This is a genomic window from Roseateles sp. GW835-FHT13E02, from assembly GCF_058794035.1.
Window position 1 is genome coordinate 25,658 of record NZ_JBXAGJ010000014.1, and the last position, 19,884, is coordinate 45,541.

Below are 19,884 nucleotides of genomic sequence, written 5' to 3' on the forward strand. Positions count from 1 at the left end.
CCCGCGCATTGTGGGCGGCCCCGCCCGGCCGTGCCTAGGCTCAGCTCACCAGATTGGCCAGGAAGAGCAGGGCCAGGATCAAGGAGGTCACGCACACATTGAGTGTGGCCAGCAGCGAGGACCGCAGCAGCGTGCTCCACCAGCGCGTGCGGTAGACGCGCTGGATGGCGACCAGGGCGTAGCCCATGCTGGCGAATGTGGCGGTCAGTTGCAGTCCCTCCACCGGAACCAGCATCAGCAGCAGCATGGCGAACCAGAAGGCATGCAGATGCAGGGCAAAGACCAGGTGCTCGGTGTAGCGCATGCGCTTGTCGATGAAGATCAGCTTCAGCCACAGGGCAAAGGCCGGCAGCAGCAGGAACATCGTCAGGCCGAGGTTGTTGAGACTGCGCGTGACCACATGCAGGATTTCCTGCTTCAGGTGCCCGCGGCCCTGGGCCAGGCGTTTCTCGAGGCGCTTGCACATGGATACGGGCAAGCCCTCGCAGAAGAACTTCTGGTTCTTGATGCCAAAGCGCAGGCCGGCCAAGCCACCGACCTGGAAGTTCTGGTCGTCGCCCGGGTCCAGCTCCACCACGGCGCCGCGGCTTGCCGAGGCAGGCGCCGATGCTGGAGTGCCTGCCTGCAAGGCCGTGGATGCTGGCGCTGACGCCGTGACAGCGATGGCAGCAGCGGCTTGGGCGTCCTCCTCGGCTTGCGCCTCCAGCTTGGGCGCCGTCACCAGGCGCAGGGCCAGCAAGGCCAGCACGCTGATGGTCAGGTACAGGCGCAGGGGCAGCACATAGCGGCGGCGGCGGCCTTTCAGATACTCCAGTGTCAGCTGTCCGGGCAGGAGCAGCAGACGCCAGAGCGTGCGCCAGAGCGCGCCTTCCATCGAGATGTAGGCACCACCGAGCTGCTGGGTGAACTCGCCCAGGGTCGGGGCGCGCACCCGCGATTCCTGCCCGCATTCACCGCAGTAGTTCGGTCGTGGCTCGGCGAAACGGCTGCCGCAGTTGGGGCAGAGCGCCGGATCGCTGGGGATGTCGGGGTGCAGGACGGCGGCAAGAAAGCGAGGGGGACGCAGTGAAAGACGCATAGGTGTCGATTCTGGAAGGCCGCGCATATTAGGCGCAAGCCGGCCGACTCGGGCTAACCCTGAGGTCCGCAGACCCGGCCTGTCACCGCTGGGACAGGACAGCGCGCCGCCGCCTGCCTAGAATCGAACGATCGTTCTATTTTCTGGGCCGGCCCTCGTGTCTGCGCCCTCGGTTCGAACCTGTTCACAAGGCCCCACCATGACCGCTTTGTACGAAGTCCGCGGCAGCAGCGCTGTCATCACCCTGAACAATCCGCCGGTCAACGGCCTGGGCTTGGCGACGCGCCAGGCCATCGTCGCTGCCATCGAGCGGGCCGAGGCCGACCCAGCCGTCACGGCCGTGGTGCTGACGGGCGCCGGCGCGGCCTTCTCGGGCGGGGCCGACATCAAGGAGTTCGGCAGCCCCAAGGCCATGAGCGAACCCAATCTGCCCAGCGTGGTGACGTTCGTCGAAGCCTGCAGCAAGCCGGTGGTGGCGGCTGTGCACAGCGTTTGCATGGGAGGTGGTCTGGAGCTGGCCCTGAGCTGCCACTACCGTGTGGTGGCCGCCGGCAGCAAGGTCGCCTTGCCCGAGGTGAAACTGGGCCTGCTGCCCGGCGCCGGCGGCACGCAGCGCCTGCCGCGTGCCCTCGGTGTGGAGGCGGCGCTGAACCTGATCGTCAGCGGCGAGATCGTGGCGGCCGAACTGCTGGCCCAGGTGCCCGGGCAAAAGCTGTTCGACCGGGTGGTGGCCGGCGAGGTGCTGGAGGCGGCCCTGGCCTTTGCCGGCGAGATCGCCGCGCAGCGCCCGCTGCCGCGCGTGCGCGATCTGCCGGCCACACACACCAACCCTGAAGCCTTCTTCCAGTTCGCTCGAAACATGGTGGCCGCGCAGAGCCGCAACTTCCCCGCGCCGCTGCGCTGCCTGGAGGCGGTGGCTGCCGCCGTGAACCTGCCTTTCGAGCAAGGCCTGCGCGCCGAGCGCGAGGGCTTTGCGGCGCTGATGATCACGCCCGAGTCCAAGGCCTTGCGCCATGCTTTTGTGGCCGAGCGGGCGGCGTCCAAGATCGCCGATTTGCCGCCCGGCACGCCGCTGCGCGAGATCCGCCAGGTGGCGGTGATCGGCGCCGGCACCATGGGCAGCGGCATCGCCATGAATTTCCTCAACGCTGGCCTGCCCGTCGTGCTTGTGGAAAGCCAGGCCGAGGCGCTGGAGCGCGGCCTGGCCCGCATCCGCAGCAGCTATGAGGCGCAGCTGAGCAAGGGCAAGCTCAAGCAGGACAAGCTGGACGCGCGCCTGGCCCTGCTGCGCGGCAGCCTGAGCTATGCCGATATCGCCGAGGCCGACCTGGTGATCGAAGCGGTGTTCGAAGACCTGGACGTCAAGCGCCAGGTCTTCGAGCAGATCGACGCGGCGGCCAAGCCCGGTGCCATCCTGGCCTCCAACACCTCGACCCTGGACATCAACACCATCGCCGGTTTCACTCGCCGCCCGCAGGATGTGCTGGGCCTGCATTTCTTCAGCCCGGCCCAGGTGATGAAGCTGCTGGAGGTGGTGCGCGGCGCGGCCACCGGCCACGATGTGCTGGCCACCGCCATGGCCCTGGCCAAGAAGATCCGCAAGACGGCGGTGGTGGCCGGTGTCTGCGACGGCTTCATCGGCAACCGCATGATCGAGCAGTACGCGCGCCAGGCCGGGTTTCTGCTGGACGAGGGCTGCTCGCCCGAGCAGGTGGACCGCGCGGCCGAGGACTTTGGCTTCGCCATGGGCCCCTTCCGCATGAACGATCTGGCTGGCAACGACATCAGCTGGGCCATCCGCAAGCGCCGCGCGATCGAGCGGCCCGAGCAGCGCTATTCGCAAAGCGCCGACCGCCTGTGCGAGCGCGGCCGCTTCGGTCAGAAGACCCAAGCCGGCTGGTACGACTACCGGCCCGGCCGGCGCGAGGCCCTGCCTTCGCCCGAGGTGGCAGCCTTGCTGGCCGAGTACCGCGCCGCCCAGGGCCTGCAGCCGCGCCAGATCCGCGATGAGGAGATCGTCGAGCGCCTGGTGCTGGCCCTGGTCAACGAGGGCGCCCGCCTGCTGGAGGAGGGCATCGCCCAACGCGCTTCGGACATCGACATGGTCTACCTTAGCGGCTATGGCTTCCCGCTCTGGCGCGGCGGCCCCATGTGCTATGCCGACAGCCTGGGCCTTTTCAATGTGCTGCAGGCCATGAAGCGCCTGGCACGCAACCCCATGGACGATGCGGCCTTCTGGGAGCCCGCGCCCCTGCTGCAGCGCCTGGTGGCCGAGGGCAAGAGCTTCGACAGCTGAACATCCCTCCTGCCCCGAAGACCCGCCTCGACCTCACACCTCAAGAATTCCGGAGCTGAATCGCCATGAGCCACGCCCTGATTGTGTCCACCGCCCGCACCCCTTTGGCCAAGAGCTGGAAGGGCGCTTTCAATATGACCCACGGCGCCACCCTGGGCGGCCATGTGGTGCAGGCCGCGGTGGCCCGCGCCGGCCTCGCGCCCGAGCGGGTCGAGGATGTGCTGATGGGTTGCGCCTTCCCCGAGGGCACGACCGGCGGCAATGTCGCCCGCCAGATCGCCCTGCGCGCCGGCCTGCCGGTCAGCGTCAGCGGCATGACGGTCAACCGCTTTTGCTCCAGTGGCCTGCAAAGCATTGCCCTGGCGGCCCAGCGCATCATGGCCGGCGAGGGCGAGGTGTTTGTGGCCGGCGGGGTGGAGAGCATCTCCTGCGTGCAGAACGAGATGAACCGCCACATGGCCCAGGAGCCCTGGTTGCAAGCGCACAAGCCCGAGCTCTACTGGAGCATGCTGCAGACGGCCGAAACCGTGGCCCAGCGCTACAGCATCAGCCGCGAGCGCATGGACCAGTACGGCGCGCAAAGCCAGCAGCGCGCCTGCGCTGCCCAGGCGGCCGGGCGCTTTGCCGAGGAAATCGCCCCCATCACCGTGCAGATGGGCGTGGCCGACAAGCTGCGCGGCCTGAGCACGCGTGAAGTGACGCTCAGCCACGACGAAGGCCTGCGCGAAGGCACGACGTTTGAGGGCATCAAGGACCTGCGCAGCGCGCTGCCCGGCGGCATGGTCTCGGCCGGCAATGCCAGCCAGTTCTCGGACGGCGCGGGCGCCTGCGTGCTGGTCAGCGAAGCCCTGGCCGCGCGCGAAGGCCTGCAGCCCCTCGGCCGTTTCCTTGGCTTTGCGGTGGCCGGCTGCGAGCCCGATGAGATGGGCATCGGCCCGGTCTTCGCCGTGCCCAAGGTCTTGCAGCGCCTGGGCCTGACGGTGGACGACATCGACCTCTGGGAGCTGAACGAGGCCTTTGCCGTGCAGGTGCTGTACTGCGCCGACCGGCTGGGCATTCCGCAGGAGCGGCTCAATGTCAACGGCGGCGCGATTGCCCTGGGCCACCCCTACGGTGTCTCGGGCCAACGCATGACGGGCCATGCGCTGCTGGAAGGCCGGCGCCGTGGCGCCAAGCGCATCTGTGTGACCATGTGCATTGGCGGCGGCATGGGCGCGGCCGGCGTCTTCGAGGTACTGTGATGGGCTTGCGCGCCACCCTGGACTTTCTGCTGCGCGACTGGCTGCAGGTCCAGTCGCTGAGCGAGCGACCGCGCTTTGCCGAGCATTCGCTGGAAGGCTATGCCGCCGTGCTGGACAGCTGCGAGCGCATCGCCGCCGAGCAGTTCGCGCCGGCCAATCGCGCATGCGATGCGGAGGAGCCGCGCTTCGACGGCGAGCGCGTCATCCTGCCGGCCTCCACCAAGCAGGCGCTGGACGCCTACATCGCCTCCGGCATGCTGGCCGCCTCGCAGGACGAGGCCCAGGGCGGCCTGCAGCTGCCCTGCGTGATCGAGACCGCTGCCAATGCATTTTTCCAGAAGGCCAGCGTGGGCATCAGCGGCTATGCCTTGCTGACCGTGGGCAATGCCAATCTGCTGCTGGCCCATGGCAGCGAGCGCCAGCGGGCCGTGTTCGCCCAGCCGCAGCTGCAGGGCCGCTGGTTCGGCACCATGTGCTTGAGCGAGCCGCAAGCCGGCTCTTCTTTGTCCGACATCCAGACCCGGGCCGTGCCCGATGGCGAGGGCTTTGAACAGGACCCCCTGGGCCCGCGCTACCGCCTGCGCGGCCACAAGATGTGGATCTCGGCCGGCGAGCATGAGCTGAGCGAGAACATCGTCCACCTGGTGCTGGCCAAGATCCCCGATGCCCAGGGCCGCCTGGTGCCGGGCGCTCGCGGCATCTCGCTCTTCATCGTGCCCAAGCATGGCGTCGATGCCGAAGGCCGCCTGAACGGCCAGCGCAACGAGGTGGCCCTGGCCGGCCTCAACCACAAGCTGGGTTTCCGTGGCACCAGCAACTGCCTGCTGAACTTTGGCGAGGGCGGGGCGGGGGCCATCGGCTACTTGGTTGGCCAGCCCGGCGAGGGCCTGCGCTGCATGTTCCACATGATGAACGAGGCGCGCATCGCCGTGGGCCTGGCCGCGACCATGCTGGGCTATGCCGGCTATGAAGCCAGCCTGGCCTATGCCCGCCAGCGGCCGCAGGGCCGCAGCCTGGGAATGGGCGTCAAGGACGCAGCCCAGCCGCAGCAGCTGATCATTGAGCATGCCGACGTCAAGCGCATGCTGCTGGCGCAGAAGAGCTATGTCGAGGGCGCGCTGGCGCTGGAGCTGTTCTGCGCACGCCTGGTCGATGAGCAAAAGACCGGGGCGCCGGAAGCGGCGGCCGAGGCGCTTCAGCTGCTCGAGGTCTTGATCCCCATCGCCAAGAGCTGGCCCAGCGAATGGTGCCTGGAGGCCAACAGCCTGGCCATCCAGGTGCTGGGCGGTGCCGGCTACACGCGCGATTTTCCGGTCGAGCAGTATTGGCGCGACAACCGCCTGAACATGATCCACGAGGGCACGCACGGCATCCATGGCCTGGATCTGCTGGGCCGCAAGGTGGTTTTGAACGGCGGCCAGGCCTTGCGCGTGCTGGCCGCGCGCATCAACCGCACGGTCGAGGCCGCCCTGCAGCGGCCGGCCCTGGCGGCCCAGGCCAATCAGCTGGCCGCCGCCCTGGCCGAACTGGGCCGGGCCAGCAAGGCCGCCTGGGCCACGGGCGAGCCCGAGGTGGCCCTGGCCAATGCCACACCGTATTTGCAGGCTTTTGGCCACGGGGTGCTGGCCTGGTTGTGGCTCGATGTCACACTGGCGCTGGACGATGCAGCGGTGAGCTCGGACTTCGCGCAAGGCAAGCGCGCCGCCGCCGCGTATTTCTATCGTTATGAGCTGCCCAAGATCGGCGCCTGGCTGGCCGTGGTCGAGAGCCGCGAGCCGCTGTGCCGCGAGATGCAGGACGGGTGGTTCTGAGCCGGGGAGGGCTCGCCCAGATGGAGGAGCACAAAGACCCATCGGAACGCCGGCCGCCGCGCTGGCTGGGCCATGTCGAGGCGCTGATCTGGGTCTTGATCTACGGCGGCCTGCTGGCCGTCATCCTGGGGGTTTTCCTGATGAAGCAGGGCCTGAGCGATGCCGAGCTGCTGGGCTGGATCCTGGCGATCAAGGGCGGCGTGGCGGTCGTGATCGGCGCGCTGATGATCTGGATCCGTTCGCGCTGGGGAAAGAAGTGAAGGGGTGAACAGGTGAACGGGTGAAAATGCTGGGGCCCATTCACTGGTTCACCTGTTCACCCGTTCACTCATCCTCCACGGCCATGCCTCTCCATTTCCCCGTCCACATCCCCTTTGTCGAACAGCTGGGCCTGGAGCTGCACAGCATGGGCGACGGCCAGGCCGAGCTTCGAGTGGATCTCTCCGAGGGTCACCTGAACAGCTGGGAGGTGGCCCATGGCGGCGTGCTCATGACCATGCTGGACGTGGCCATGGCCCATGCGGCGCGCAGCATCCACATGAAGGCCGAGGGCATGGGCCCGGGTGTGGTGACGGTGGAGATGAAGACCTCCTTCATGCGCCCCGGCGAAGGCGAGTTGCGTGCCCTGGGCAAGCTGCTGCACCGCTCCACCACCATGGCGTTTTGCGAGGGCTCCATCCTCGGCGAGGACGGCCAGCTGGTGGCCCATGCCACCGCCACCTTCAAATACCTGCGTGCCCTGCCGAGCCGCGGCCGCGCGCTCAAGCCCCTGCAGCGACGCGAGGCCGACTGAGCCGGGCTCAAGGCGGCAGCCACAGGCGCGAGTCCTCCGGCGGCAGCCCGGGCGGCAAGGGCGCGTCGATTTCCAGAATGGTGCGCGAGCCCAGCTGCGCCCGCCGGGCGATGGCCTGGAAATGCTGGCGGAACAGGGCGGCGAAACTGCCATCGGCCTGAGCCAGGGCCAGGCCGCGCTCCATGCGCTGGCGCAAGGCCGCGCGGTCTTTGCGGAACAGGTAGTAGACCGGGAAACGGTAGTGCAGGGCCAGGTGGGGTTCGACCATCAGCTGGTCCAGCTGCGGGTTGGCCTCCAGCTCGGCCCAGGCCTCGTGCAGGCCGCGGTGGAAATACTGGAAGCGCCCGCTCTGCAACATTGCCAGCAAGGACTGACCCTGGGCCACGCCGACCACCGGCAGCTGGTTGCGCTCGAACAGGGCGAAATCGGCCCACTGACGGCCAAAGCCGCCGGTCAGCTGGCGCAGGCCGGCCAGGTCGCGCACGGCGGCGAAACGGGCTTGGTCTTTCTTGTGGATCAGCAGCAGACGATAGCCCAGCATGCCCTGGTGCAGGTCAAACGGGATGGCGCTGAACTCACGCAGCAGCGCGGCCTGCGGCGGCAGGTAGACCAGATCGACCAGGCCCTGGCGCAGCAGGCCCAGGCAGCGCTCTTGGGTCGGGTCCGGGCCTGGGGCGTAGGGGCGCAGCTCGGTGCGCTCGCCGGGCGCAGCGGTGCGCGCCAGCAGCAGGCGTGTCAGGGCCATGCGGTAGGCGTAGCGCTGCGGGTCGGCCTGGCAGAGGGTCAGAACTTGTGGCTCGGTGCCGCTTCGGGCATCTGCTTTCGCCGCGGCCAGTGCATGGCCGGGGCCGGCCTGCGCGCAGCTCAGCATGAGGGCCAGCAGCAAGGCCCTCGTTCCGCCGATCAACCAGGCCAGGCCGGCTGACCGGCCCGCCCCGCGTCGCCCGCCAGGGGCTGGGCAGAGGCTCACGTGTGGGGTGCTTTTCTTCTTCGCAAGGGCCACGCGCCCTGCGTGGCCGCAGGCCTTCAGCGCAGCTTGAACACCGCGACCGCTTGCACCAGCTGGGCCGCCTGCAGGCGCAGGCTCTCGGCCGCAGCGGCCGATTCCTCCACCAGGGCAGCGTTCTGTTGGGTCACCTTGTCCATCTGGGTGACGGCCTCGCCGACCTGGGCGATGCCTGAGCTCTGCTCGCTGCTGGCGGCGCTGATCTCGCCGACGATGTCGCTGACGCGCTTGATGGCGCCGACGATCTCGGTCATGGTGGTGCCAGCGCGGTCCACCAGCACGGTGCCTTGCTCGACGCGCTCGACGCTGGCGCTGATCAGGGTCTTGATTTCCTTGGCCGCATCGGCGCTGCGCTGTGCGAGGTTGCGCACCTCGCTGGCCACCACGGCGAAGCCCCGACCTTGCTCGCCGGCACGCGCGGCCTCCACGGCGGCGTTCAGGGCCAGGATGTTGGTCTGGAAGGCAATGCCGTCGATCACGCTGATGATGTCGGCGATCTTCTTGGAGCTGTCGTTGATGCCGCGCATGGTCTCCACGACCTCGCCCACCACATCACCGCCGCGGGTGGCGATCTGCGAGGCGCCGAGCGCCAGCTGATTGGCTTGCTTGGCGTTGTCGGCGTTGTTGCGCACGGTCGAGCCCAGCTCGTCCATGGTGGCGGCGGTCTCTTCCAGGGCGCTGGCCTGTTCTTCGGTGCGCTGGCTCAGGTCGGCATTGCCCTGGGCGATCTCGCCGGCGCCGGTGGCCACGCTTTCGGAGTTGTCACGCACATGGGTGACGATTTCCTGCAGGCGGCGGCGCATGGCTTCCAGGGCCTGCACCAGCTGGGCGGTTTCATCGCGGCCCTCGGCTTGCAGCACCACGGTCATGTCGCCCTCGCTCATGCGCTGGGCGCCTTCCATGGCGCGCGCCAGCGGGGCGGTGACATGGCGGCTGATGCCCAGCCCCAAGCCCACGCCGGCCATCACGCCCAGCACGATCAGCACCACGGTCGTGTTGCGGCTGCTTTGGTAGAGCGAGTCGTTGTCGTCCGACAGGGTCTTGGCTTCTTCTTCCTTGAGTCGGGTCAGGGCGGTCAGGGTTTGGTCGACCAAGCTGCCCTGGGGGGTCAGGTCGGATTTGACGAACTTGATGGCTTCGTTGGAGCCGGCCAGCTCGGTCACGCTGATGCGTTTGATCATCTCCTGGGCCACTTGCTGGTCTTTCTCCCACTGGCTGCGCAAGGTGGCCAGGCCGGCCTTGCCCTTGTCGCTGGTGTAGAGCTTGCCGGCTTGTTCCAGCAGATCGTTGGTTTGCTTGCGCGATTCGTTCATCAGGCCGATGGCGCGTTCGCGCTCGGCGGCGTCGGTGGCCAGGATGGCGTCGCGCACGGCCACCACGGCCTGCAGGCGGCGCACATTGGCCTCCTTGGTCAGCGACAGGCCGAGCAGCTCGCGCTCGTAGAGCGCGGTGTCGGCGTCGTTGATGCGTTTCATATTGCCGATGGCCACCGTGCCGATGACGGCACCGATCAGGGCAACCGCCGTGAAGGCGCTCACCAGCTTGGTGGAAATCTTGTAGTCGGACAGCTGCATGATGAGTGGTTCTCCATGGCCCAGCGCCGCGACATGCGGGGCTGAACCGGGTTGGACGTGTTGACGGGAAACGGGCTTGATCTGGCCTCTTGAGTTCCACCCTGGATCTACCTGGCGCCCGAGTCCACGCGTGGACAGGGACGCATCGTTCGTTTATCGGCCCGTGCCCGAGGAGCTTGAGCGGCTTTTGCGTCGGCGCCGGGCAGGGCAGGGCGCCTCGTGGTCGAATGCGGGCCTAGAACCTGTGACACAAGCCAATCGGAGTCCTTCCCCATGATTCGCAACCGCCAAATCCTTCTGGCCTCCCGCCCCCAAGGCGAGGCCGGCCTGGACAACTTCAGCCTCGTCGAGCAGGACCTGCCCGGCCCCGAGGAGCTGGCTGAAGGCCAGGTGCTGGTGCGCAACCATTTCCTGAGCCTGGATCCGTATATGCGTGGCCGCATGAACGACAGCAAGAGCTACGCCGCCCCTCAGCCCCTGGGCGCGGTGATGCTGGGCGGCACGGCCGGCGAGGTGATTGCTTCGCGCAACCCGGCCTTCCAGGCCGGGGATTCGGTGGTGGGCATGGGTGGCTGGCAGGAGCATTTCGTGGTCGACGCCAGCCAGCGCGGCGTGCTCAACAAGGTGGACACCCGCCACATCCCGCTTTCGGCCTACCTCGGTGCCGTGGGCATGCCGGGCGTGACCGCCTGGTACGGCCTGACGCAGATCATTCGCCCCAAGGCCGGTGAAACCGTGGTGGTCAGCGCGGCCAGCGGCGCCGTGGGCTCGGTGGTGGGCCAACTGGCCAAGGCGCGTGGCGCGCGGGCCGTGGGCCTGGCCGGCGGGGCGGAGAAATGCCGCTACGTGATCGAGGAACTGGGCTTTGATGCCTGCATCGATTACCGCCAGCACCCCGACCTGGCCTCGCTCTCGCAAGCGCTCAAGGCCGCCTGCCCGGACGGCATCGACGGTCATTTCGAGAACGTCGGCGGCCTCATCCTCGACGCCGTGCTGCTGCGCGCCAATGCCTTCAGCCGCGTCGCCATGTGCGGCATGATTTCCGGCTACAACGGCGAGCCCATCCCGCTGCAGTACCCGCAGCTCATCCTGACCAACCGCATGAAGGTCGAGGGGTTCATCGTCAGCGAGCACATGGAGCTCTGGCCCGAGGCGCTCAAGGAACTGGGCGGCCTGGTCGCCACTGGCCGGCTCAAGTTCCGCGAGTCGGTGGCGCAGGGCCTGGAGGCGGCGCCCGAGGCCTTCCTCGGCCTGCTCAAAGGCCGCAACTTCGGCAAACAGCTGGTGAAGCTGGTCTGATGGCGGGCGGTACGCAATTGCGCTGGCGCTGCCTGCCCTTCGAGGGCTTGAGCGTTCACGAGCTCTACGCCGCCCTGGCCCTGCGCGCCCAGGTCTTTGTTTTGGAGCAGAACTGCGTCTACCTGGATCTGGACGGCCATGATCCGGCGGTCTTGCACTTGCTGGGCCAGGCAGCCGACAGCGATGCGGTGCTGGCCTATGCCCGCCTGGTGCCGCCCGGCATCAAGAGCCCGAGCCAGACTCAGCCCATGATCGGCCGGGTGGTCACGGCGCCGACGGCGCGTGGCCGTGGCGCCGGCCGGGCGCTGATGGAGCAGGCCTTGCGGGCCTGCGCCGAGCACTGGCCCGGCCAGGCGGTGGAGATTCAGGCGCAGAGCTATTTGCGCGCCTTCTATGCCAGCCTGGGCTTTGTCGCCACCTCGACGCCCTACCTGGACGACGACATCGAGCACATCGACATGCGGCGGGAATTCAAGGCCGATTTCACGGTGGATTGAGGGAAAACCCGAGGTTGAGGCCGCGCAATCTGGCACACTCCCGCCCCAGCTCCGAATTTGCCCGTTCAACCGTTCATTCATGTCAGCCGTCCCTCTCGCCATCGATTCCCGCCACGCCGTTGTCATCGGTGGCGGCCCTGCCGGGCTCATGGCCGCCGAGCGCCTGCGTGCCGCGGGCATGGAGGTCGATGTCTACGACGCCATGGCCTCGGTGGGGCGCAAGTTCCTGCTGGCCGGCAAGGGCGGGCTCAATCTCACCCACTCGGAAGACAGCCTCAGCTTCCGCAGCCGCTTTGCCGAGCGTTGTGAAGAGGTCGGTGCCTGGCTGGCCCATTTCGACGGCCCGGCCCTGCGCGATTGGGCAGCTGAGCTGGGCGTGGACACCTTTGTCGGCAGCTCCGGCCGGGTCTTCCCGGTCGATATGAAATCGGCACCTCTGTTGCGCGCCTGGCTGGCCCGGCTGCGCAACAGCGGCGTGCGCTTCCACATGCGCCACCGCTGGCTGGGCTGGGACGAAGAGGGCTGTCTGCGCTTCGCCCATGGCGATGCGCAGCTGACCCTGCCGCACACCGGCGCCGTGGTGCTGGCCTTGGGTGGCGCGTCCTGGCCTCAGCTTGGGTCCAACGCCGGCTGGGTGCCGCTGCTGACGGCCCAGGGCGTGGACATCGCCGGTCTGCGTGCGGCCAACTGCGGCTTCAATCTCGGCCTGGCCCGCGAAGGCCGGCCGCAGCCGGGCTGGTCGCCGCTGTTTGCCGATCGTTTTGCCGGCCAGCCGGTCAAGCCGGTGGTGCTGCATTTCGAAGGCCGCAGCGGCCGCCGCTTCGACCGCCAGGGCGAGTTCGTCATCACCTCCAGCGGAGTGGAGGGCTCCTTGATCTATGCCGCGTCCAGCCTGCTGCGCGAGGAGATCGCCGAGTTCGGCGACGCGGTGATGCACCTGGACCTGCTGCCCGATCGCAGCGACAGCTTTGTCATGGATGAAGTGGCCCGCCCGCGTGGCTCGCGTTCCATGTCCACCCACCTCAAGAGCCGCCTGGGCCTGGAAGGGCTCAAGGCCGGTTTGCTGTTCGAAGTGCTGAGCAAGGACGAGTACGCCGACCTGCCTACCCTGGCCCGCACCATCAAGCGCCTGCCGCTGCGCCTGGCCTCCACCCGCCCGGTGGCCGAGGCCATCAGCACGGCCGGCGGCGTGCGCCTGGAAGAGCTGGACGAACAGCTGATGATCAAGCGGCTGCCGGGCCTGTTCTGCGCCGGCGAGATGCTGGACTGGGAAGCGCCCACCGGCGGCTATCTGCTCACCGCCAGCATGGCAAGCGGCTGGGTGGCGGGCGAGGGCGCGGCGCGCCATCTGCAGCGCGGCGCCGGCATGGCGGTCTGACAGTCGCACAGGGTCGCATGCGCATGGTCTGAACAGCTCATGCCGCGTTGGATCGCCTGACATCGCGGGTTCTCAGAATCGGTGGTTTTGATTTCCGGCTGTGCGCGCTTTTTGGCTTGTGCGGTCGGTTCGGAGACCGCCATGAGCAGCAGAACAATTCAAAACCCCGCCCGCCGCGGCTTTCTGGCCGCCGCCGCCGGTACGGCCGGCCTGGCCAGCACCCCCAGCTTTGCCCAGACCATTGCCCGCGCCCTGGCCACGCCTGCCAGCCAGGTCAGCGGCGGCCTCGGCGACATCGAGCATGTGGTCTTCCTGATGCAGGAAAACCGCTCCTTCGACCACTACTTCGGCTGCCTGGCCGGCGTGCGCGGCTTCAGCGACCCGCGCGCCATCACCTTGCCCTCGGGCAAGCCGGTCTGGTTCCAGCCCAGCGGCAGCAGCCATGTGCTGCCCTACCACTACGACGTCAAGAACACCAACGCCCTGCACGTCGGCCTGGACCACCACTGGAAGGGCACGGAAGCAGCCTGGAAGGACTGGAACGCCTGGGTGCCCAAGAAGACCTCGATGTCCCTGGGCTATTTCGACCGCGGCGATCTGCCCTTCTACTACGCGCTGGCCGACGCCTTCACCACCTGTGATGCCTACCACTGCTCGGTCTTCGGCCCCACCGACCCGAACCGTTTCTATGCCCTGAGCGGCCACACGGCCAGCTACGTCACCGGCATTCCCGACAGCCGGCTCTACAACGTCAACAACGGCACCTACAACGCCGACATCGCCAACGACAACCCGGCCGCGCAAGGCATCAGCTGGCAAAGCTATGCCGAGGTGCTGGAGGCGCAAGGCGTGAGCTGGAAGGTCTACCAGGAATGGGACAACTACGGCGACAACTACCTGCAGTACTTCAAGAACTTCCGTGTCGACGCGGCCGGCCGCAAGCTGACGCCCGAATCGCCGCTGTACCAGAAGTGCCGCGCCATGGCCCCGGGCTCGAACGCCGCGAACGCCGCGCAAACCACCGGCCAGTGGCTGATCGATGACTTTGCCGCCGATGTGCGCGCCGGCCGCCTGCCGGCCGTGTCCTGGATTTGCGCGCCGACCGAGTACTGCGAGCATCCCTCGCCCACGCCCAATGCCGGTGAGAACTTCAGCGCCCGCCTGCTGGCCGCCCTGGTCGACAACCCGGAGGTCTGGGCCAAGACCGTGCTCATCATCACCTACGACGAGAACGACGGCTTCTTCGACCACATGCCCTCGAACGTGCCGCCCATGGACGCCGGCCGTGGCCGCAGCACGGTGGCCAACAGCTTGCAGGGCGAGGTCTACAAGGGCAGCGAGCCGATCGGCCTGGGCCCGCGCGTGCCGACCCTGGTGATCTCGCCCTGGAGCAAGGGCGGGCGCGTCAACTCCCAGCTCTTCGACCACACCTCGCAGATCCGTTTCCTCGAAGAGTGGCTGGTGCAGGGCAAGGGCCTGCCGCGTGCGGCCGTGCACTGCCCCAATATCTCGCCCTGGCGCCGCGCGGTCTGCGGCGATCTGCTCAGCGTCTTCAACTTTGACGAGCCGAACAAGACCTGGCCGGCCGGCGTGCCGCGCACGGCCGAGTACCCCAAGTACGACGCCACGGCGCCGGCCTGGCCGCCCGCCACCCAGGTGCTGCCGCGCCAGGAGCAGGTCAGCACCGGCCAGCCGCGCCCGGCCTGCCCCATGCCCTACCGTGCCGAGGTGGATGGCGCCGTGCAGGGCACGGCCCGCCAGTTCGCTTTGAGCTTCGGCAATGGCGGCACGGTGGCCGAGCCCTTCATCGTCTACTCGGCCCTGCGCAGCGACGGCCCCTGGCACTACACCCTGGCCGCCGGCACCCGCGTCGAGCGCGAGGTCTGGAACTGGAGCGGCGACAGCTACCAGCTCAAGGTCCATGGCCAGAACGGTTTTGTGCGCGAGTTCAGCGGTGCGCTGGGCAGCGCGGCGCGCCAGCTGGAAGTCAGCTTGCGTGAAGAGCGGGCCAGCCGCAGCGTGCGCCTGCAGTTCAGCAACAGCAGCAGCCAGGTCCTGCGCCTGCAGCTGGCGGATCTGGCCTACGGCCAAGGCCGCCTGCTGAGCTTGAGCCTGCAGCCGGGCCAGAACCACAGCGAGACCCTGAGCGTGGAAGCCAGCCGCGGCTGGTACGACCTGGGCGTGACGCTGGAAGGCGAGAGCCTGTACTGGCGCCGCCTGGCCGGCCATGTCGAAGGCGCAGGCCTGGACTACACCGATCCGGTGCTCAACGGCCTGGCCCTGGCCCAGGATTCACCGCCGGTGCTGGTGCCGACGCCGCCGCCGGTCAATCCGGTGGGCTTCAGCGCCTCTGCCAGCGTCTCCCGCATCGGCGACAGCATCAACCTGAGCTGGCAAGGCCTGCCGTCCGGCAACAAGCATTGGCTGGGCTTCTACCGCAAGGGCATGGTGCCCGGCGGCCCGGGCTCGCTGAAGTGGAACTATGTGGCCGCGCCGGCCGGCGGCCAGAGCTTCAGCCTGGCCAGCTTCCCGGAGGGCGAGTACTTCTTCGGCCTGTTCCTGAACGATGGCTACGAAGAGGCGGCCCCGCGCCTGGCCCTGCGTCTGCTCAAGCGCGGCGACATCAACGGCGACAGCCGCATCGACGCCGCCGACCGCGAGGCCCAGCGCGCCACCATGGGTGCCTGCGCCGGCGACAGCCGCTACCAGCCCCTGGCCAATTTCGATGTAGACAGCTGTGTCACCCAGGCCGATTACCGCGCCTGGTTCGACATCTTCCGCCAGCAAAAGCCCTGATCACCCAACGCAGGAACACGAGCATGACACTCACACCGAGCACCCTCTTGAAATTCGGCGCCCCGAGCCTGGCGGCCGCCTTGCTGGGCGCCGCTGGCCTCCTGGCTTCGACACTGGCTTCAGCCCAGACGTTTTCTTTCAGTGACGTCACGCCCACCGGCGTGCCACTGGAGCCACGCTTGCGCCTGGAGCTGCCCGTGGCGGCGCAACAGGGCCAGACCCTGAACGTGGCGATCCGTCTGGACCAGCCCTTCGCCGGCCGCGCGGCCGACGATGTGTTCTTGTTCTACGGCTTCAAGCTGGACTTCGACCCCAGCCAGCTGCGCTTCAAGGGCTTTGCCGCGGTCCAAGGTTGGAGCGATGACAGCGGCTACCTGCGCCCCGGTGAAGTCGGCGCCTCGAACTTCCCGGGCGTCGCGGCGGCCGGCCAATCCTGGCTGAACCTGGGCGCGCTGCAGTTCGAGCTGCTGAGCCCGGGCGAGGCCTGGCTGCAGATCAGCAGCCCCGAGGGCGACCTCAACCTGGGCCTCGGCTACGCCCAGGGCACGACCAATCTGCCCATTGACTGGCGCGGCAGCCTGCGGGTCAGCGCCGTGCCCGAGCCCGGCGCGCTGGCGATGACGCTGGCGGGGCTGTTGGGTCTGGGGCTGGTACAGCGCCGCCGCCTGGGTCAGAACAAGTAGCCGAAAGCAACCAGTCCGTTGACGCTGGTTTTCTGGTGCGTCAGCGGGCTGTTCTTGGCATCGCCCTGCAGGGCGCTGACCGAGAGGCCGGCCGTCACGCTGCTGCGCGGGCTGAGGATGTGGGTCAGCGAGGCATTGGCCCGCACATCACGCAGGCCCGCGCCGACGCGGTAGGGCGCATAGCCGCTGCTCGCCGCCTGGGCCGCGCTGACGCCGAAATAGGACTGCAGCGCTTCACGGTTGGCCAGGGTCAGTGCGGCGCCCACACCCAGGCGCCAGCTCGCGTCCAGCGGGATCTGCTGGGCCACGCCCAGATCGACCAGCAGGCCCTTGCGGTCCTGGCCGGAGCCGTAGCGCAAGGAGCTGGTCAGGGCCAGGCTCTGGCTGGGGCTGTAATTGAAGAAGCCACCGATCTCGGGGCGGAACTCGATATCGCCCATGCCGCGCAAGGCCGGGGAGCGGTCTTCATCGCGGCCGAAATCGGCCGTCAGGCGCAGGCCATAGCTGAACTGCGCCTGCTTGGAGAAGTTCAGGCCCAGGCCATTGCTGGTGCCTGCGAACCAGCCATTGCTCCATTGGTAGTCGAGGCTGGGCACCAGCATGGCGCGGCTTTTCTTCGAGCCTTGGTAGGTGTGGCCGGCCAGTGCAACCACGCCGACGCGGCCGCCATCGCGCTCCGGGGCGGCACCGTAGATGCGGGCGGTGTCGAAGGCCTGGGCTTGGGCCAGGGAGCTGCAGAGCAGGCCGTAGCTGGCCAGCAGGCTGGAGGCGATCAGGCGGAGGGTGAGGCTCATGGTGGCAGGGTCCGGTTGAAGTGGAGGTTGGATCAAGGTTGTCGGGCCGCAAGCGCGGCGGGCAGCGCAATATCGCTGACTTTCGTGAGCCTTGCTTGACGCTGCCGAAGGAAGGCGGCGCTTTGGGGCTGTCTGTGCACCGGCCGGGGCTCGAAACGCCCCTGTGGCACACTCCGCCGCTTCCTGTTTTGACTGCCTCGCCGACGTTTTGGACAAGATCCTGCTTCAAATTGCCGCCGAACTGAGCGTTCGCCCGGCCCAGATCAACGCCGCCGTGGAGCTGCTTGATGGCGGCGCCACCGTGCCCTTCATCGCCCGCTACCGCAAGGAAGTGACCGACGGGCTGGACGACAGCCAGCTGCGCGAGATCGAGGCCCGCCTGGCCTATCTGCGCGAGCTGGAAGACCGCCGCGCCGCCGTGCTCAAGAGCATCGAGGAGCAAGGCAAGCTCACGCCCGAGCTGCAGGCCGCCATCCTGGCCGCGCCGACCAAGCAGGAGCTGGAAGACCTCTACCTGCCCTACAAGCAAAAGCGCCGCACCAAGGGCATGATCGCCCGCGAAGCCGGCCTGGAGCCCCTGGCTGACAAGCTGTTTGCCGACCCCGGCCTGGACCCGATGGCGGAAGCTGCGGCCTTCATCAACGCCGACGCCGGCTTTGCCGATGCCTTTGCGGTGCTGGACGGCGTGCGCGACCTGCTGTCCGAGCGCTGGGCCGAGGATGCCGTGCTGATCGGCAAGCTGCGCGAGTGGCTGTGGGAGGAGGGCTTGTTCAAGTCCAAGCTGATGGACGGCAAGGACGAGAACAACCCCGATGTCGCCAAGTTCCGCGACTATTTCGATTACGACGAGCCGATCAAGACCGTGCCTTCGCACCGTGCGCTGGCTGTGTTCCGCGGCCGCACGCAAGAGATCCTGGACGCCAAGCTGGCGCTGGACGAAGAAGTGGTGGCCGGCCAACCCGGCCTGGCTGAAGGCCGCATCGCCCGCCATCTGGGCTGGACCATGGGCACTCGCCCGGGCGACGCCCTGATTCGCAAGACCATCTCATGGACCTGGAAGGTCAAGCTCTCCATGAGCCTGGAGCGCGATCTGTTCGCCCGCCTGCGCGAAGATGCCGAGGCCGTGGCCATCAAGGTGTTCGCCGAGAACCTGCGCGATCTGCTGCTGGCCGCGCCGGCTGGCAAGCGTGTGGTCATGGGCCTGGACCCGGGCATCCGCACCGGCGTCAAGGTGGCCGTGGTCAGCGACACCGGCCGGGTGCTGGACACCTGCGCCGTGTTTCCGCACGAGCCGCGCAAGGACTGGGAAGGCGCCCTACACACCCTGGGTCGCCTCTGCGCCACCCATGGCGTCAACCTGATCGCCATCGGCAATGGCACGGCCAGCCGCGAAACCGACAAGCTGGCCGGTGACCTGATCAAGCGCATCCAGCAGCTGGCCCCCGGCACCCAGATCGACAAGGTGGTGGTCAGCGAGGCCGGCGCCTCGATCTATTCGGCCTCCGAGTTCGCCTCCAAGGAACTGCCCGATCTGGACGTGACCCTGCGCGGCGCGGTGTCCATCGCCCGCCGCCTGCAGGACCCGCTGGCCGAGCTGGTCAAGATCGACCCCAAGAGCATCGGCGTGGGCCAGTACCAGCACGATGTCAACCAGAGCGCCATGGCCAAGACCCTGGATGCGGTGGTGGAAGACTGCGTGAACTCGGTGGGCGTGGACCTGAACACCGCCTCGGCCCCGCTGCTGTCGCGCGTGTCGGGCCTGTCCAGCACCGTGGCCGCGTCCATCGTGCGCTGGCGCGATGCCAATGGCGCTTTCAAGAGCCGCAAGCAATTGCTCGACGTGGCCGGCCTGGGCCCCAAGACTTTCGAGCAATCGGCCGGCTTCTTGCGCATCCGTGACGGCGACAACCCGCTGGACTTCTCGGGCGTGCACCCCGAAACCTACCCGGTGGTGGAGCGCATCCTCAAGGCCGTCAACAAGCCGGCGGCCGAGGTCATGGGCAAGAGCGATGTCATCCGCGCGCTGAAGCCTGAGGCTTTTGCCGACGAGAAATTCGGCGCCATCACGGTCAAGGACATCCTGGCCGAGCTGGAAAAGCCCGGCCGCGACCCGCGCCCGGACTTCAAAGTGGCCCGCTTCAACGAAGGCGTGGACGACATCAAGGACCTGGTCGAGGGCATGGTGCTCGAGGGCACGGTGTCCAACGTCGCCCAGTTCGGCGCTTTTGTGGACCTGGGTGTGCACCAGGACGGCCTGGTTCATGTGAGCCAGCTGTCCAACAAGTTCGTGACCGACGCCCGCGAGGTGGTCAAGACCGGCGACATCGTCAAGGTGCGGGTGCTGGAGGTGGACCTGGCCCGCAAGCGCATCTCCCTGACCATGAAGCTGGACGCACCGGTGCAGCGCGGCGGCGCCAAGGCTGACAACAGCTTCCGTCCGGCCGGCCGCCAGGAGCGGGCCGGTGGCGGCGCGGCTCGCGGCGGTTTTGCCGGCCCCCGGGCACCCGAGCCGGCCGCCGGCGGTGCCATGGCGGCGGCGTTTGCCAAGTTCAAGAAACAGGGCTGAGCCCGGCGATCCAGGGCGGCCGCGTCGCCATTGGCGCGCTGCCGCCGCAGATCAGCCCCCGCAAGCCGCGAT

The 19,884-nt window shown here is 68.1% G+C and carries 15 protein-coding genes; 11 read left to right on the forward strand and 4 right to left on the reverse strand.

All coding sequences use genetic code 11. The features are described from left to right. Positions 1-40: 40 nt before the first annotated feature. Positions 41-1,078 (reverse strand): DUF3667 domain-containing protein, encoded by a 1,038-nt coding sequence (locus tag AC1Q6P_RS14720; protein WP_492664731.1) that lies wholly within the window; start codon positions 1,076-1,078, stop codon positions 41-43. 199 nt (positions 1,079-1,277) lie between these two features. On the opposite strand from AC1Q6P_RS14720, the gene AC1Q6P_RS14725 reads away from it, so the two are divergent. From AC1Q6P_RS14725 to AC1Q6P_RS14745, 5 genes are all read left to right on the forward strand, one after another. After that, a complete protein-coding gene (locus tag AC1Q6P_RS14725; RefSeq protein ID WP_492664730.1) occupies positions 1,278-3,374 on the forward strand; it encodes a 3-hydroxyacyl-CoA dehydrogenase NAD-binding domain-containing protein in 2,097 nt (698 codons plus the stop codon). A gap of 65 nt (positions 3,375-3,439) precedes the next feature. Then, positions 3,440-4,615, forward strand: a complete 1,176-nt coding sequence (locus AC1Q6P_RS14730) for an acetyl-CoA C-acyltransferase (protein ID WP_492664729.1) — start codon at positions 3,440-3,442, stop codon at positions 4,613-4,615. Next, positions 4,615-6,426: an acyl-CoA dehydrogenase gene (locus AC1Q6P_RS14735; protein WP_492664728.1), complete on the forward strand. Its 1,812-nt coding sequence runs from the start codon at positions 4,615-4,617 to the stop codon at positions 6,424-6,426. The genes AC1Q6P_RS14730 and AC1Q6P_RS14735 overlap by 1 nt, the downstream gene beginning before the upstream one ends. 20 nt (positions 6,427-6,446) lie before the next feature. Beyond that, the gene (locus AC1Q6P_RS14740) at positions 6,447-6,686 is read left to right on the forward strand and encodes a hypothetical protein (protein ID WP_492664727.1); all 240 of its coding nucleotides are present in this window, start codon (positions 6,447-6,449) and stop codon (positions 6,684-6,686) included. A gap of 83 nt (positions 6,687-6,769) precedes the next feature. Continuing rightward, positions 6,770-7,219 carry a PaaI family thioesterase gene (locus AC1Q6P_RS14745; RefSeq protein WP_492664726.1) on the forward strand — a complete coding sequence of 150 codons (450 nt, stop codon included), beginning with the start codon at positions 6,770-6,772 and terminating at the stop codon, positions 7,217-7,219. A 7-nt stretch (positions 7,220-7,226) separates the two neighbouring features. On the opposite strand, the gene AC1Q6P_RS14750 is transcribed toward AC1Q6P_RS14745, so the two are convergent. Beyond that, positions 7,227-8,105, reverse strand: coding sequence for a type 2 periplasmic-binding domain-containing protein (locus AC1Q6P_RS14750; protein ID WP_171826968.1), 879 nt, complete (start codon positions 8,103-8,105; stop codon positions 7,227-7,229). A 140-nt stretch (positions 8,106-8,245) separates the two neighbouring features. Continuing rightward, a complete protein-coding gene (locus tag AC1Q6P_RS14755; RefSeq protein WP_102766458.1) occupies positions 8,246-9,799 on the reverse strand; it encodes a methyl-accepting chemotaxis protein in 1,554 nt (517 codons plus the stop codon). A gap of 273 nt (positions 9,800-10,072) precedes the next feature. Here AC1Q6P_RS14755 and AC1Q6P_RS14760 point away from each other — a divergent pair, with 273 nt between their 5' ends. The 5 genes from AC1Q6P_RS14760 to AC1Q6P_RS14780 all read left to right on the forward strand — a co-directional run bounded on the left by AC1Q6P_RS14760 (position 10,073) and on the right by AC1Q6P_RS14780 (position 16,452). Then, positions 10,073-11,098, forward strand: a complete 1,026-nt coding sequence (locus tag AC1Q6P_RS14760; protein ID WP_492664725.1) for an NADP-dependent oxidoreductase — start codon at positions 10,073-10,075, stop codon at positions 11,096-11,098. Further along, a complete protein-coding gene (locus tag AC1Q6P_RS14765; protein WP_492664724.1) occupies positions 11,098-11,595 on the forward strand; it encodes a GNAT family N-acetyltransferase in 498 nt (165 codons plus the stop codon). Before AC1Q6P_RS14760 ends, AC1Q6P_RS14765 begins: the two co-directional genes overlap by 1 nt. A 79-nt stretch (positions 11,596-11,674) precedes the next feature. Further along, complete coding sequence (locus AC1Q6P_RS14770) at positions 11,675-12,973, forward strand: BaiN/RdsA family NAD(P)/FAD-dependent oxidoreductase (RefSeq protein ID WP_171826972.1); 1,299 nt, start codon at positions 11,675-11,677, stop codon at positions 12,971-12,973. A 141-nt stretch (positions 12,974-13,114) separates the two neighbouring features. Beyond that, complete coding sequence (locus AC1Q6P_RS14775) at positions 13,115-15,769, forward strand: phosphocholine-specific phospholipase C (RefSeq protein WP_492664723.1); 2,655 nt, start codon at positions 13,115-13,117, stop codon at positions 15,767-15,769. Between the two features lie 23 nt (positions 15,770-15,792). After that, positions 15,793-16,452: a PEP-CTERM sorting domain-containing protein gene (locus AC1Q6P_RS14780; protein WP_492664722.1), complete on the forward strand. Its 660-nt coding sequence runs from the start codon at positions 15,793-15,795 to the stop codon at positions 16,450-16,452. Here the strand turns inward: AC1Q6P_RS14780 and AC1Q6P_RS14785 are convergent. Further along, complete coding sequence (locus AC1Q6P_RS14785; RefSeq protein ID WP_492664721.1) at positions 16,440-17,246, reverse strand: MipA/OmpV family protein; 807 nt, start codon at positions 17,244-17,246, stop codon at positions 16,440-16,442. The two genes, AC1Q6P_RS14780 and AC1Q6P_RS14785, sit on opposite strands and share 13 nt — an antisense overlap. Positions 17,247-17,454: 208 nt before the next feature. On the opposite strand from AC1Q6P_RS14785, the gene AC1Q6P_RS14790 reads away from it, so the two are divergent. Continuing rightward, positions 17,455-19,812 (forward strand): Tex family protein, encoded by a 2,358-nt coding sequence (locus tag AC1Q6P_RS14790; protein ID WP_492664720.1) that lies wholly within the window; start codon positions 17,455-17,457, stop codon positions 19,810-19,812. Positions 19,813-19,884 lie beyond the last annotated feature (72 nt).